The organism is Alcaligenes phenolicus (assembly GCF_032063905.1).
Taxonomy (GTDB): Bacteria; Pseudomonadota; Gammaproteobacteria; order Burkholderiales; family Burkholderiaceae_B; genus Alcaligenes; species Alcaligenes phenolicus.
Genome location: NZ_DAMBOE010000003.1, coordinates 81,058 through 95,370 on the forward strand (window position 1 = coordinate 81,058; position 14,313 = coordinate 95,370).

The 14,313-nt window shown below is 57.1% G+C and carries 14 protein-coding genes; 7 read left to right on the forward strand and 7 right to left on the reverse strand.

Features of this window, described 5'->3' with window-relative positions; all coding sequences use genetic code 11:
* The first annotated feature begins 123 nt into the window (after positions 1-123).
* From U2949_RS06950 to mutY, 3 genes are read left to right on the forward strand one after another with little or no spacing between them, the layout of a single operon-like run.
* Positions 124-795: a cell division ATP-binding protein FtsE gene (locus U2949_RS06950; protein WP_009460544.1), complete on the forward strand. Its 672-nt coding sequence runs from the start codon at positions 124-126 to the stop codon at positions 793-795.
* Positions 792-1,700 carry a cell division protein FtsX gene (locus U2949_RS06955; protein ID WP_009460542.1) on the forward strand — a complete coding sequence of 303 codons (909 nt, stop codon included), beginning with the start codon at positions 792-794 and terminating at the stop codon, positions 1,698-1,700. The genes U2949_RS06950 and U2949_RS06955 overlap by 4 nt, the downstream gene beginning before the upstream one ends.
* Complete coding sequence (gene mutY / locus U2949_RS06960; RefSeq protein ID WP_026484429.1) at positions 1,700-2,791, forward strand: A/G-specific adenine glycosylase; 1,092 nt, start codon at positions 1,700-1,702, stop codon at positions 2,789-2,791. The genes U2949_RS06955 and mutY overlap by 1 nt, the downstream gene beginning before the upstream one ends.
* 35 nt (positions 2,792-2,826) lie before the next feature.
* Here the strand turns inward: mutY and rodA are convergent, their stop codons facing one another.
* From rodA to U2949_RS06985, 5 genes are all read right to left on the reverse strand, one after another.
* On the reverse strand, positions 2,827-3,969 hold the full coding sequence (gene rodA, locus U2949_RS06965; RefSeq protein WP_026484430.1) for a rod shape-determining protein RodA: 1,143 nt from the start codon (positions 3,967-3,969) through the stop codon (positions 2,827-2,829).
* A complete protein-coding gene (mrdA, locus tag U2949_RS06970; RefSeq protein ID WP_026484431.1) occupies positions 3,966-5,825 on the reverse strand; it encodes a penicillin-binding protein 2 in 1,860 nt (619 codons plus the stop codon). The genes rodA and mrdA overlap by 4 nt, the downstream gene beginning before the upstream one ends.
* Positions 5,826-5,839: 14 nt before the next feature.
* Complete coding sequence (gene mreD / locus U2949_RS06975; RefSeq protein ID WP_026484432.1) at positions 5,840-6,421, reverse strand: rod shape-determining protein MreD; 582 nt, start codon at positions 6,419-6,421, stop codon at positions 5,840-5,842.
* On the reverse strand, positions 6,405-7,286 hold the full coding sequence (gene mreC, locus U2949_RS06980) for a rod shape-determining protein MreC (protein ID WP_009460381.1): 882 nt from the start codon (positions 7,284-7,286) through the stop codon (positions 6,405-6,407). The genes mreD and mreC overlap by 17 nt, the downstream gene beginning before the upstream one ends.
* Positions 7,287-7,347: 61 nt before the next feature.
* Positions 7,348-8,391 (reverse strand): rod shape-determining protein, encoded by a 1,044-nt coding sequence (locus tag U2949_RS06985; protein ID WP_003801946.1) that lies wholly within the window; start codon positions 8,389-8,391, stop codon positions 7,348-7,350.
* A 271-nt stretch (positions 8,392-8,662) separates the two neighbouring features.
* Here U2949_RS06985 and gatC point away from each other — a divergent pair, with 271 nt between their 5' ends.
* The 3 genes from gatC to gatB are packed head-to-tail and all read left to right on the forward strand — an operon-like array spanning position 8,663 to position 11,958.
* Entirely contained in the window at positions 8,663-8,971 is a 309-nt protein-coding gene (gene gatC, locus U2949_RS06990; RefSeq protein ID WP_003801948.1) for an Asp-tRNA(Asn)/Glu-tRNA(Gln) amidotransferase subunit GatC, read from the forward strand.
* Positions 8,972-8,980: 9 nt separating this feature from the next.
* Positions 8,981-10,501, forward strand: coding sequence for an Asp-tRNA(Asn)/Glu-tRNA(Gln) amidotransferase subunit GatA (gene gatA, locus U2949_RS06995; protein WP_026484433.1), 1,521 nt, complete (start codon positions 8,981-8,983; stop codon positions 10,499-10,501).
* Positions 10,501-11,958, forward strand: coding sequence for an Asp-tRNA(Asn)/Glu-tRNA(Gln) amidotransferase subunit GatB (gene gatB / locus U2949_RS07000; protein WP_022983608.1), 1,458 nt, complete (start codon positions 10,501-10,503; stop codon positions 11,956-11,958). Before gatA ends, gatB begins: the two co-directional genes overlap by 1 nt.
* 91 nt (positions 11,959-12,049) lie before the next feature.
* On the opposite strand, the gene pyrE is transcribed toward gatB, so the two are convergent.
* Positions 12,050-12,724, reverse strand: coding sequence for an orotate phosphoribosyltransferase (gene pyrE, locus U2949_RS07005; protein WP_026484434.1), 675 nt, complete (start codon positions 12,722-12,724; stop codon positions 12,050-12,052).
* Between the two features lie 53 nt (positions 12,725-12,777).
* Positions 12,778-13,668 carry a LysR family transcriptional regulator gene (locus U2949_RS07010; RefSeq protein ID WP_321286881.1) on the reverse strand — a complete coding sequence of 297 codons (891 nt, stop codon included), beginning with the start codon at positions 13,666-13,668 and terminating at the stop codon, positions 12,778-12,780.
* Between the two features lie 219 nt (positions 13,669-13,887).
* On the opposite strand from U2949_RS07010, the gene U2949_RS07015 reads away from it, so the two are divergent.
* The gene (locus U2949_RS07015; protein WP_026484436.1) at positions 13,888-14,289 is read left to right on the forward strand and encodes a DoxX family protein; all 402 of its coding nucleotides are present in this window, start codon (positions 13,888-13,890) and stop codon (positions 14,287-14,289) included.
* Positions 14,290-14,313 lie beyond the last annotated feature (24 nt).

The window sequence follows — 14,313 nt, forward strand, 5'->3', positions numbered from 1 at the left end:
AATCGGGGGTTTCCCTCTAACAATCTGACTAATACTTTTACCTACGCCGACATTTTCATGCGAGCCCCGGCGGTCATTCCCCAGGGGCTTTCCAAGCAGATTCCTCTTTAATTGTGCGTCGCGATGATCGAGTTCCAACACGTTTTTAAATCGTATGGCCGCAGTAAAAATATTCTAGCCGACATTAATTTTCGCATTGATGACGGCGAATTCATTTTTGTGTCCGGCCCCTCTGGAGCAGGTAAATCCACTTTATTGCGTCTGATCGGAGGCCTGGAGCTGCCTAGCCGTGGCTCGGTTCAGGTCAACGGGCACAGGCTGGACAAGCTGCCGGCCCGCGCCCGCCCCTATCTGCGACGCGCGGTAGGCGTGGTTTTACAAGATACGCACTTGCTGCAAGACCGCAGCGCCCTGGCCAATGTGCTCCTGCCCCTGGCGGTCATGGGTCTGGAACCCAGCACGGCACAGGCACGTGCCCGCGCCGCCATGGAAAAAGTGGGTCTGCGTGGCAAAGAAGATTTGAAGCCGGTGGAAATGTCGGGTGGTGAACAGCAACGCCTGGCTATTGCCCGCGCTATTGTGAATCGCCCGGCTATTTTGATTGCCGACGAACCCACTGCCAATTTGGACGCTGATAACGCCAAACGCATCATGGATGTATTGATGGACTTTAACCGGGTGGGTGTCACCACCTTGATTGCTTCGCACGATCTGAATTTGATGGCACGCTATGCACGTCGAACCCTGCTGATTCAGGACGGCCGTTTTTCCGATCACCCAGGAGTGCTGGCATGAGAACCTGGCTGCGTCATCATCAATACGCCTTTCTGGTGGCCCTGCGCCGCCTGAAAGTGCAACCCTTCTCCTCCCTGTCCAACCTGCTGGTCATTGCCTTGACCCTGGCTGTGCCCGTTCTGGGAGCCAGTATCTTGCTGGCCGCTCAACCTGTCGTGCGCGAGATTCCGACCTCGCCCGAAATGACCGTGTTCATGAAGCAGAACAGCACGCTGGAACAGGCGCAAGCCTTCAGTCAGGCCGTGGGCAAAGAGTTTCAAACTGAACTGGCCCAGATCAGGCTGGTCAGCAAGGAGCAGGCGCTCAAACAACTGCAAAGCAACCCCAGTTGGACAGACGCCTTGGGCGCTTTGCCCAGCAACCCCTTGCCACACGCCATTGTGCTGACTCTGCATGAAACCCCGGATTTGGTGACGCGTGCCGACTCCCTGGCCAAAACCTTGCAAGGCCGCGAAGGCGTGGATAGTGTGCTGCTGGATAGCGAATGGGTGCAGCGTCTGGCTGCGATTCTGAGCTTCATCCGTATTGGCTTATGGATTCTGATGGCGGGAGTGGGCGTAGTCGTGATTGCCACTGTGTTCAATACCGTCCGTCTGCAAGCCCTGAACCAACGTGAAGAAATTGCCGTGGCCCGTCTGGTCGGCGCCACCGAAGCCTTTGTACGCCGCCCCTTCCTGTATATGGGCGCGCTAACTGGCCTGACGGCCAGCGCTCTGGCATGCGGTCTGGCCTTGCTGGCACTGACCCCGCTGAACAAAGCGTTATCCAGTCTGGCCCAAAGCTATGGCGTCCAGTTGACGCTCCGGCTGCCGGAATTTTCTCTGTTGCTGACAGCGGCTATTTTGGTCGCCATTTTGGGCGCCCTGGCAGCACGCTGGTCTGTTACCCGTAGTACCCAATATTGATGTCACTTCCTGAACCCCGTCCCCAAGATCTGGCCGAAAAAGTGGTGGCCTGGCAAAAAACCTCCGGCCGCCACCACCTTCCCTGGCAGAACACGCAAGATCCTTACCGCGTCTGGCTGTCCGAAATCATGTTGCAGCAAACCCAGGTCGCTACCGTACTGGGTTATTACGAGCGTTTTCTGGAACGCTTCCCCACCGTCAAGGACTTGGCCGAGGCTGAGCAAGACGAAGTCATGCCTTATTGGGCCGGGTTGGGCTACTACGCCCGCGCTCGCAACCTGCACCGCTGTGCCCGCGAGGTCATGGAGACATGGGGTGGCCGTTTTCCGGCTAATGCCACAGATCTGGCGACCTTACCCGGCATTGGCCGCTCTACCGCCTGTGCCATCGCCGCCTTCTGTTTTGGCGAACGTAGCCCCATCATGGACGGCAACGTGAAACGCGTGTTCACACGCTACTTCGGGATCTACGGGCCCACGCAGAAAAAGGCCGTGGAAAACGCCTTATGGGTCAAGGCAGATGAGGTCGTGGAACTTGCCCCCGCCAGCCTGGATATGGCGGCCTACACTCAAGGGCTGATGGACCTGGGCTCGCAATGCTGTACCCGCAGCAAGCCCACCTGTAGTCTCTGTCCGCTGCAAAGCGACTGCTACGCCCACACGCACCAGGCACAATCCGAGCTGCCCAGCCCCAAAGAACGCATTCGTCAGGATGAACGCTATGCGCATGTGCTGATTCTGGAATTGAATGGCCAGGTTTTGCTGGAACAACGTCCTGACAAGGGAATTTGGGGCGGTCTGCTCACCCTGCCCCAGTTTGACGATGCCATCAGCCTGCAAACGGCGGCACTGCATTGGTCTAACGAGGAGGCTATTGCGCTGGCCTCTTTCCAGCATGTGTTTTCTCACTTCAAGCTGCACATCACCCCTTGGTTACTGCAAGTAGATGAGTCTGTACTGGCCGAGCCAGTGGCAGGCCAGCAATGGCAGGACCATGAAGCACTGGAGCAGACCGCTTTACCTGCTCCCATACGCAAGCTGCTGCTGGGTTTGTACCAGAGCAAGGATAGTGAACAATTACTTCTGAGCTAATGCCAAGATCCCCGGCGTAATCCGGGGGAATGGCGCTATGCAGGCCGCGCTGGCTTATCGTTGCTGATGCTCATCAGCATCCCGCAGGCGACACCCAAGGTCATCAGGGCCGTACCGCCATAGCTCAGGAACGGCAAAGGCACGCCTACCACAGGCAAAATCCCCGTCACCATGCCTATGTTCACGAACACATAAACAAACAGCATCATGGACATGGAACCGGCCAGCAAACGGCTGAATTGAGTATGAGCCACAGCAGCAATCGACAAGCCGCGCAGGATCAGCAAGGCGTACAGCACTAGCAGCATGATGCCGCCATACAAACCGAACTCTTCGGCAAACACCGCAAAAATAAAGTCGGTTGTACGCTCGGGCACGAAATCCAGATGGGACTGGGTGCCCATCATATAGCCCTTGCCGTACACACCACCAGAACCGATCGCAATCATGGACTGGATAGTATGGAACCCTCTACCCAGACGGTCACTACCGGGGTTCAGCAAGGTGCAGACACGGTGTTTTTGATAGTCGTGCAGCACCACCCAATCCAGGTCAGGTACGCAGATATAGTCTTCGTAGTACAGCAAGGCACTGATGCCCAGCACCAGCACCACCACAATGGGCACGATCAGCTTGAAGGACAGGCCTGCAAAGTAAATCACGCAGAAACCGGCCGCAAACACCAGCAAGGCCGTACCCAAATCCGGCTGCCGCACGATCAGCAGGAACGGAATCATCAGCAAGATACCTGCCACCATGAAGTCCAGCAGGCTCATCTTGGGCCGCTGATAACGGTGGAAATACCAGGCCAGCATCAAGGGCACGGAAATCTTGAGCATTTCCGAGGGCTGAATACGCGCCACCCCCAGGTCCAGCCAGCGCGTTGCGCCCTTGCTGGTTTCGCCAAAGAACTCCACCCCTAAAAGCAACACGACCCCGATCGAATACACCACCGGAGCCAGCTTCATCCACAAGGTAGGCGGAATCAGGGCAGCCACCCACATCACACCAAAGGCCAGCAGGAAATTACGAACCTGATCGGCAAAGCGCCAGTCTGTACCGCCCACAGCGGAATGCATGACGGTCATGCCCAGCGCAGCCATCAGCACAAGCAAAAGCAGCAAAGGCCAATCAAAGGCGGTGACGGCTCTCAGGCCCAGTTGCAAAAGTCGCTTCATTGCATCTGCCCTCGTTCCACCAACCAGTAATCAAAGACCTTGCGCACAATCGGTGCTGCAACCGACCCACCCCAACCTGCGTTTTCCACAATCAGGGCGACAGCAATTTTGGGGTTCTCTGCCGGGGCGTAGGACATGAACAAGGCATGGTCGCGCAAGCGCTCATCAATGGCGTTGGCGTTGTACTTGGCACCGCGCAAGCTAAAGACCTGTGCCGTACCCGTTTTGCCAGCGGCCTGATACGCCGCACCCGCAAAAGCCCGGCGGGCGGTGCCCAAACGCACCACATCCACCAGAGCACGTTTGACCACATCCACATTGGCCTGCTTCAGGGGGATCAGCTTGGCATCAATACGCACGGGCTGTTCAATTTCCGGATCATGGGGGCTGAGCGTCTGGGTGACCAGATGTGGAGGCCGCACAATGCCATTGCTGGCCAGCACGGCGGTCGCATGGGCCAGTTGCAGCACAGTAAACGAGTTATAGCCCTGGCCAACGGCCACCGAGATACTTTCCCCGGCATACCAGCGCTGTTGGGCCGGTTTTTTGTAGGCCTGACGTTTCCATTCAGTAGAAGGCAGAATGCCTTGGCGCTCGCCATCCAGGTCAATACCCGTCTGCTGGCCAAAGCCAAACTGCTTCATGAAGTCGTGCAGATTATCAACGCCAATTTCCGGGCCCAATGAGTAGAAATAGGTATCGGAGGACACCACCAAGGCGCGGTGCATGTCGGTAGAGCCATACACGGCTCCACCTGCGTTACGGAAACGCTGACCACCAAACTCAAAGTAACCAGGGTCAGAAATACGGTCCGTCGCCTTGCGTTTGCCGGTTTCCAAAGCCGCCAAGGCCACAAAGGGCTTGTAAGTCGAGCCGATAGGATAGGTGCCGTACAGTGGGCGGTTAATCAGCGGGTGGTCGGGCGAGTCATTCAGCTTGCGCCAGTTCTCTACGTCAATACCGTCAATAAACAGGTTCGGATCAAAAGACGGGGCCGACACGAAAGCCAGCACTTCGCCAGTGCTGGGCTCGATGGCCACCAGCGCACCGCGTCGTCCTGCAAACAGGGCTTCAGCCATTTTCTGCAGGCCAATGTCCAGCGACAAACGCAAGCTGGCACCCGGTACGGGGTCGACCCGGCTCAAGGTACGTACTGGACGGCCCGACGCGGCCACTTCCACTTCCTCTATCCCTGTGCGACCGTGCAGGGTCTTTTCCCAGGTTTTCTCGATCCCTTTTTTGCCAATGACCTGCGTGCCACGGTAGTTACCGGTTTGCCCGGTTTCTTCCAGGCGCTGCTGATCGCCCTCGGAAATACGGCCCACATAACCCAGCACGTGCGCTGCCGCCTCGCCTTGCGGATATTCGCGCACCCAGCGAGCCTGCAAGGTCACACCAGGGAACTTGAAGGCATGGGCAGCAAACCAGGCGGCTTCATCATCGCTCAGGTTATTGCGCAACAAAATTTCAGAATATCGACTGTTTTGCGCGACGCTCTGCTTGAATCGACGACGATCACGTGGACTTAGCTCCACCAGTTCGCCGACACGATCCAGCATATCGTCTACCGGCTCGCCCAAACTGGCGGGTACGGCCGACAAGGTGTAGTCCCGGTAATTACGGGCCAGTACCTCGCCATTGCGGTCCAGAATCTCGCCTCGACGAGGGGTAATCGGAATAACAGCAATACGGTTTTGATCGGCTCGGGCGGCAAAGCCTTCGTAGCGCACCACTTGCAAATACCACAAGCGCACGCCCAACACCCCTAACAGTATGCAGGCCAGAACGGCCGCTACCAAGGCGCGAAACAGAATGCGCTGGCGCAACTGATGCGAAGTTTTTTTGAATTCAAACATGGCCGCCCTACCAATCAGGACGAACCGGAGTCGGACTCGTCCAGACGTCGCTGCGGCAAGAACAGCACACTATCGGCCAGCGGCCACAAGGCGGCGGTCAACAAGGCGCCTCCGGCCCACTCCCAACCAGACCACTCGCCTACCAGCCAGGCGTGCAGAACCCGCACAATCAACTGGGCCAGCAGCATGACAACTGCCATGTGCAAGAAGTGAGTCCACATGCCAAAGTTCAGGATGCGCTTGCGTAGCAGCAACGCGCCGTACACGACCAGAATATAGGCTAGGGCATGTTCGCCCAGCAAACTGCCATCGTGCACATCCACCAGAATGCCCACAATAAACGCCAGGGACATGGGAACACGGCGCGGCTCGTGTACAGCCCAGAAGGCCAGCACCAGCATCAACAGATCGGGCGCAAAGGGCAGCAGGCGCCAGGGCAGCATGGAAGCCAGCCACATCAGCAGAATCGAGCCCCACACCAACCAGGGACTGGAGGCGCGCGAAAACGGGCTGCTATCAATAGGCTGCAAACTACTCAAGGAGGAGGACCGGGTTTTACGGCCAGAGGTATCCGAGGACTCAGCGCGTCGCATCATTGGCATCGTCCTGTTCAAGAGGGCGCTCGCTCTCGGGCACCAGCAAAATCAGAAAATGGCGGTAACGCTCGGGGTGCGACAAAGGTGTCACCAAGGCCAGTGCAAAACCGGACGCATCATCGCGCTCGATGCTGCTGACCATGCCCACCGGCAGACCAGCAGGGAACAAGCCCCCGATACCGCTGGTAATCAGGGTATCGTTCGGCTCCAGATCAACATCAGCCGTCAGAAAACGCACTTCCACTTTGCCACCGGGGTTACCACCGAAGGCAATCAAACGCAGACCATTGCGCAACACCTGGACCGGCACCGATACTTTATCATCCGTGATCAGCGCAGCTTCCGAGGTAAAGCGCGTGACACGCACCACCTGGCCAACCACGCCGCCTTCGTCAATAACCGGCATACCAGGTCGAATGCCGCTGGCCGAGCCTTTATTGAAGATCAGGTGACGGGCGTACCCATTAGGCGGCTCGTACAGAACCTCTACCGCGACAGACGGTTGGGTAACCGTATCGGCCACTTGCAGCAAACGGCGCAGCTGCTCGTTCTCAGCAGACAGCTGAGCGGCATGGGTAGACAACTGAGCCAGCTCGATACGCTGGCGTTGCAAGGCTTCTTTTTCGGAACGGGCGGTGGAGGCAGCGTCGGTCCAGCTACTGAAATAAGTAACCAGATCGCGAGGGGCCAGCATGACACGCTGAAAGGGATACAGCACAGTGGCCACGGCCTGACGCACGGGTTCGAGCACCGCATAACGAGCGTCAGTAATCAACAAGCCCACAGCCAGCACCAAAAGAGCGGCCAGACGCAGCTCAGCTGATGAGCCGCGCCTAAATAGCCGGATGGAGCCTTGTTCTCGCATTACTCAAGCACTCGATCGCTTGCCCCCACAGGCAGACACTGCCGTGAAGGCCAAGCAAAGATCAATCGTAAATGAATACGGACTCCAGACGCTCCAGATGTTCCAGAGCCTCGCCGCAACCCCGTACCACGCAGGTCAGAGGATCTTCAGCCACCACGACGGGCAAGCCGGTCTCTTCTTGCAGCAGACGGTCCAGGTCATGAACCAGAGCACCACCACCTGTCAGGACGATGCCCTTGTCAGTGATGTCCGCACCCAGTTCTGGAGGAGTTTGTTCCAGAGCGGTTTTAACCGCGGAAACGATTTGATTCAAGGGATCGGTCAGCGATTCCAGAATCTCGTTGGACGACACCGTGAAACTGCGTGGCACCCCTTCGGACAAATTACGACCCTTGACTTCAATCTCGCGAATTTCAGTACCAGGGAATGCGGAACCGATTTCTTTTTTGATCAATTCAGCCGTCGGTTCACCAATTAGCATTCCGTAATTGCGGCGGATGTAATTAATAATGGCTTCGTCAAACTTGTCGCCACCGACACGAACCGAACCTTTATAGACCATACCGCCCAAGGAGATCACGGCCACTTCAGTAGTGCCGCCACCAATATCCACCACCATGGAACCGCTGGCATCGGACACGGCCAGGCCGGCGCCGATTGCTGCTGCCATGGGCTCTTCAATCAGGTAGACCTTGCTGGCACCAGCGCCCAATGCGGATTCTTTGATGGCCCGACGTTCTACCTGAGTGGAGCCACAAGGCACACACACGATAATACGAGGGCTGGGAGCAAACATGCTGCGGGGGTGAACCATGCGAATGAACTGCTTGAGCATTTGCTCCGTAACAGTAAAGTCCGCGATCACACCATCCTTCATGGGCCGGATGGCTTCAATATTGCCAGGCACCCGACCCAGCATTTGCTTGGCCTCCTGCCCAACGGCCTGAATGATTTTTTTACCATTAGGTCCACCTTCATGGCGGATGGCTACAACGGACGGTTCATCCAGTACGATACCCTTGCCGCGTACATAGATAAGGGTATTGGCCGTACCGAGGTCGATTGCCATATCGCTGGAAAAGTAACTGCGTAGGAATCCGAACATGGGCGCGCAAAGTGTAAAGTGTTTGGGGGAAAAGGCAGGTAAATTCGGCGCGGAACTCAAGCGTAAAACGACAGGCACAAGAACCAGGCAACGAATTCAAAAATACCTGGGAAGGAAACGGTCAATGATAACTTATAATTGCTCTACATTAGGACTGTTTTAATGGTCAGTTAAGTTCTGTAACCCCCGCATTTGCTGTAAAAGTGCCAAACTGTCCCTAACTGACGGATTTCCGCTTTTTTTTATTACTCATTTTCCAGTACCCACCCACATGTCTATCACTGAACAGGATGTTGCCCGTATAGCGCAACTGGCGCGCCTTGATCTTTCTGCTGAACAAGCCTCCCAGGTCGAGCACGATTTGACGCGCATCCTGGGCCTGATCCAGACCTTGCAAACCGTTGATACTCAAGGCGTTGAGCCCATGGCCCACCCTTTGTCCGCCCGCCAGCAGATCAGTCTGCGTCTGCGCGAGGACAAGGCCCTGCCTTCCGGAACGGTAGAAAGCCGCCAGGCCATGATGCGCAACGCCCCCGCCGAGCAGGATGGCCTGTTTCTGGTGCCCACGGTCATCGAATAAAGCAAAACCATGTCTTTTACCCCTGAATTCGCGACTATTGCAGCGCTGCGACTAGCTCTGCAAAACAAAACCGTCAGTGCCCGCGAGCTGGCCCAGCAAGCCCTGGACAACAGCGCCCGTCAAAAAGAGCTTAATGCCTTCGTGCAGCAGGACGCTGCCCTGACCCTGGCCCAGGCCGATGCCGCTGACGCCCTGATTGCTCAAGGCAAGGCCGGTCCACTGACCGGCATCCCTATCGCCCACAAAGATTTGTTTGTCACCAAGGATTGGCAGACCACCGCCTGCAGCAAAATGCTGGAAGGCTACGTCAGCCCCTTTGACGCCACGGTCGTGACCAAGCTGCAGGCAGCCGGTGCTGTCTCGCTGGGCAAGCTGAACTGTGACGAGTTCGCCATGGGCTCGCGCAACGAGAGCTCCGTGTTTGGCCCCGTGCGCAACCCTTGGGATCACTCCATGGTGCCCGGTGGCTCCTCGGGCGGTTCTGCCGCCGCTGTCGCTGCTGGCCTGGTAGCGGGTGCGACTGCAACCGATACCGGCGGTTCGATTCGCCAGCCTGCCGCCCTGTGTGGTGTCAGCGGCATCAAGCCCACCTACGGCACGATTTCCCGCTTCGGCATTATTGCCTACGGCTCCAGCCTGGATCAGGCCGGCCCTATCGCCCGCAATGCACGCGACTTGCTGGATCTGCTGGAGAACATGTGTGGTTTCGACCCGCAAGATGCCACCAGCCTGGAATTTTGCGACGACCAGCCCAATAACGGTGCGCGCATTCGCCAGCAATTTGAACAGCAACAGGCTCAACAAGAAGCCCAAGGCAGCCAGCCACTGAAAGGCCTGCGTATTGGTGTGCCCGCCCAGTTCTTTGGCCCCGGCCTGGACCCGGTCGTTGCCGACGCCATTGAAGCCGCCCTGAAAACCTACGAAAGCCTGGGTGCAGAGCGCGTCACCGTGCAACTGCCCCTGACAGAGCTGTCTGTCCCTACTTATTACGTCATCAGCCCCGCTGAGGCCTCCACCAACCTGTCGCGCTTTGACGGCGTACGCTTTGGCCACCGCGCGAGCCAGTACACCGATCTGAACAGCATGATTTCGCGCTCGCGCTCGGAAGGCTTTGGCCCTGAAGTGGTGCGCCGCATCCTGGTCGGCACTTATGTGCTCTCGCATGGCTACTACGACGCCTACTATCTGCAAGCCCAACGCGTGCGCCGCATGATTGTGGACGACTTCCAGAAAGTCTTTGAACAGTGCGACCTGATCCTGGGCCCCGTCACACCGGCTCTGGGCCGCAAGCTGGGTGCCACCATCGAGGACCCCACCACCGATTGGCTGGGCGACGTCTACACACTGGGCGTCAGCCTTGCCGGCCTGCCCGCCATGTCCATTCCTTGCGGCTTCAGCAAGGATGAGCGCCCCCTGCCCATCGGCCTGCAAATCATTGGCAACTACTTCCGTGAAGGCCAGTTGCTGGCCTTTGCCGACCGCTTCCAGCAAGTCACCGACTGGCATCAACGTCAACCAGGACAACAATAATGGAATGGGAAATTGTGATCGGGCTGGAAACTCATACCCAGCTCTCGACCGAATCCAAAATCTTCTCCAGCAGCAGCACCCGCTTTGGCGCCTTGCCCAACACGCAAGCCAACGAAGTCGATATGGCCTTGCCCGGCGCGCTGCCCGTCTTTAACCGTGGCGCTGCCGAACGGGCCATTCGCCTGGGTTTGGCCGTAGGCGGCCACATTGCGCCGCGCTCCGTGTTCGAGCGCAAGAACTACTTCTACCCTGATCTGCCCAAGAACTACCAGATCAGCCAGATGGAAATTCCCGTCGTCAGCGGCGGTACGGTCAGCTTCATGCTGGACGGTGAAGAAAAGACCATCAATCTGACACGCGCGCACCTGGAAGAGGATGCCGGTAAATCCCTGCACGAAAACTTCCGTGGTCCTTACGGCGAGTCCAGCACCGGGATCGACTTGAACCGCGCAGGCACTCCACTGCTGGAAATCGTGTCCGAACCTGAAATGCGCTCGGCGGCTGAAGCTGTGGGCTACGCACGCGCGCTGCACAGCCTGGTAGTCTGGCTGGGCATTTGCGACGGCAATATGCAGGAAGGCTCTTTCCGCGTGGATGCCAACGTATCGGTACGCCCCAAAGGCCAGAAAGAATTTGGCACCCGTTGCGAACTGAAGAACATCAACTCCTTCCGCTTCCTGGAACGTGCCATTCAATACGAAGCACGCCGCCAGATCGAGCTGATCGAGGACGGTGGCAAAGTCATCCAGGAAACGCGCCTGTACGACTCGGACCGTGACGAGACCCGCAGCATGCGTAGCAAGGAAGATGCACACGATTACCGCTACTTCCCCGATCCTGACCTGCCACCTCTGTTTATCAGTGAAGAGTGGATCGAGCAGGTTCGTCAGGACATGCCTGAACTGCCCGCCCAGAAACTGGCTCGCTTCGAGCAAGAGTTTGAACTGAGCCGTTACGATGCCTCGCAACTGACGGTAGATCGTGCAACGGCCGACTTCTTCGAAGCCATCTTGCAAGCGGGCTCCAAGGCGAACGCGAAACTGGCCGCCAACTGGATTCTGGGCGAGCTCTCGGCTGCCTTGAACCGTGAAGAGCTGAGCATTGAGCAGTCCAAAGTCAGCCCCGCGCAATTGGCTCAGTTGATTGCCCGTATTGCTGACGGCACCATCTCCAACAAGATTGCCCGTGACGTGTTCGCGGCGCAGTGGGACGGCGAGCTCAATGGCGATGTGGATGCCATCATCGACGCCCGTGGCCTGAAGCAGATCAATGACGTAGGTGCCATTGAGGCCATGGTGGACGAAGTACTGGCCGCCAACCCCAGCATCGTCGAGCAGCACCGTGCCGGCAAGCCAAAGGCCTTCAACGCCTTGGTCGGTCAGGTGATGAAGGTTGCCAAGGGCAAGGCCAATCCGCAGCAGATCAACGAAATGCTCAAGCAAAAGCTGGACGCCTAAGTCCGGACTCTGCGCTTGGCGGATACAAAAACACCAGGCCAAGGCCTGGTGTTTTTTTTACTGCTGAACCCTGCTTAACAAACGCAGATAATCAGACACCGTAGCGATCGCGGTAGGCTTTCACTTGGGGAGCGTGAGCCGCCAAAGTGGTGTCGTCCGCCAGCACCGCCATGATGTCAGCCAAAGAGGCAATGCTGATCACAGGAATACCGTAAGTCTGTTCCACTTCCTGCACTGCAGAATGCGCGGACAGCTCCTGATCATTACCGGCACGCTCCATACGGTCCAGAGCAATCAGCACCGCAGCTGGTTCTGCACCTGCGGCCTTGATGATCTGCATGGATTCGCGCACGGACGTACCCGCCGTGATCACGTCATCAATAATCACGACCTTGCCTTGCAAGGGAGCGCCCACCAGGGTGCCGCCTTCGCCGTGGTCTTTGGCTTCTTTGCGGTTGAAAGCAAAGGGCACATCACGATCACCGATTTGCGGGTGTTCAGCCAGAGCAATCGAAGTTGCGGCGGCCAAAGGAATCCCTTTGTAGGCAGGACCAAACAGCATGTCAAAAGACACGCCCGAATCCAGCAAAGCCTGGGCATAGAAACGGGCCAGCTGACCCACACTACGTCCCGTATTGAACAGGCCGGCATTGAAGAAGTAAGGGCTCAAACGGCCAGACTTGACCTTGAATTCCCCAAAGCGCAGCACTCCCTGTTCCAGGGAAAAGCGCACAAAATTGCGACGATTATCGTTATTAGCCGACATGACAGAGTATGAAAAAGATAGAGACGAAAGGCATTTTAGCGTGATGTGAGCCATCACTTGGCAGGTTCGGCCAGTTCTTCCAGCAAGAAGTCGATAAAACTGCGCACTTTAGGTGTCAAATAGCGACGGCTGGCATAGACGGCATGCAGTTGTTGCAGCTCTTCAGTGTAATCGGGCAACAGGCGAACCAGTCGACCACTGTCCAGGTCATCCATTACCAGCCATTCGGGCAAATAGGCCAGCCCTGCTCCGCCCAAAGCACTGTAATAGGTCAGATTGGTGTTATCCGAACGCATAAAGGGATTCAGGCGCAAGGACTCCGGCCCGTCCGGCCCTAAAAATTCAAAACTGGGCTGCTGCAAATAACTGGGGCTGATAGCAGGCAGACGCATCACCTCCGCACAGTTACGCGGCATGCCGTGGTGGGCCACAAACTCCGGGCTGGCCACCAGATGAAAGGGCGTGGGGCAAATAAGACGTGCAATCTGATGCGGCGCAGGCTCGCGCATCACCCGCAAGGCCAGGTCAAAACCTTCCGCCACCAAATCCACTTTGTGATTGCTCAGGCTCATATCCAGAGTCACTTCCGGAAAGCGCGTTTGGTAATCCTGCAACAGCTGTGCCACTTTGCGGTTTGCAAACCACACGGGAGCGGTCACCCGCAATACCCCCTGAGGCTGATGCTCAGAACCCGACAATGCCTGCTGTCCGCGCTCCAGGGTATCGAGTGCCTGCAAGCAATAATCAAAGTAGGTTTGCCCCAACTCTGTCAGGCTCAAACGACGGCTGCTGCGATGAAGCAAGCGGGCGCCCAGCTGTTTTTCCAGATTGGCCAAGTGCTTGCTGACCATGGGCGCAGACATATCCAAGCGTTGCGCCGCCGCTGCAAAGCTGCCCGCTGCGACGATTTCCCGGAACACCCGCAAACTCTGAATCGTATCCATGCTTTCCTAATAAGAAAGTAACTAATGAAAATAGGCCTGTTTATTTCCTGATAGTAATTGATTAATCTTGAACGAGCGCTAACCCGGTGCCTGTCTGGGCCTTGAATGGGCGGGACCAGCACCAGGATGACATCACGTCATGCCTGACACAGAGCTTTTGTCACTACGCCGGGCCAGTGCTTCGTTTACCGATACTGTCAACTTTCCAAAGGAACATACATGAGCGCCCTTACCTCTAGCTGGACTCCTCGCATCCTTAGCCTGCTGCGCATCGTTACAGGCTACCTCCTGCTGACACACGGTACTGCCAAGATCCTGGGTTTCCCCAAAGTAGACATGTTTGCCAACCTGCAAATCAGCTCCATTTACGGCATTGCGGGCATTCTGGAACTGGTTCTGGGTGTCTTGCTGGTGATTGGTCTGTTCTCTCGTTTTGCGGCCTTTATTGCTTCGGGCCTGTGCGCCTTCGCTTACTTTATTGGCCACGCCAGCGGCAGTACCTTCGCAACACCTATCCTCAATGGCGGTGAGGCGGCAGTTCTGTTCTGCTTTGCCTTCCTGTACCTGGCCTTTGCCGGCCCAGGCCCATGGAGTATTGACGCAGGCCGCGGCAAAGCCTGACGCCTTAACCAACCCCTTATCCCC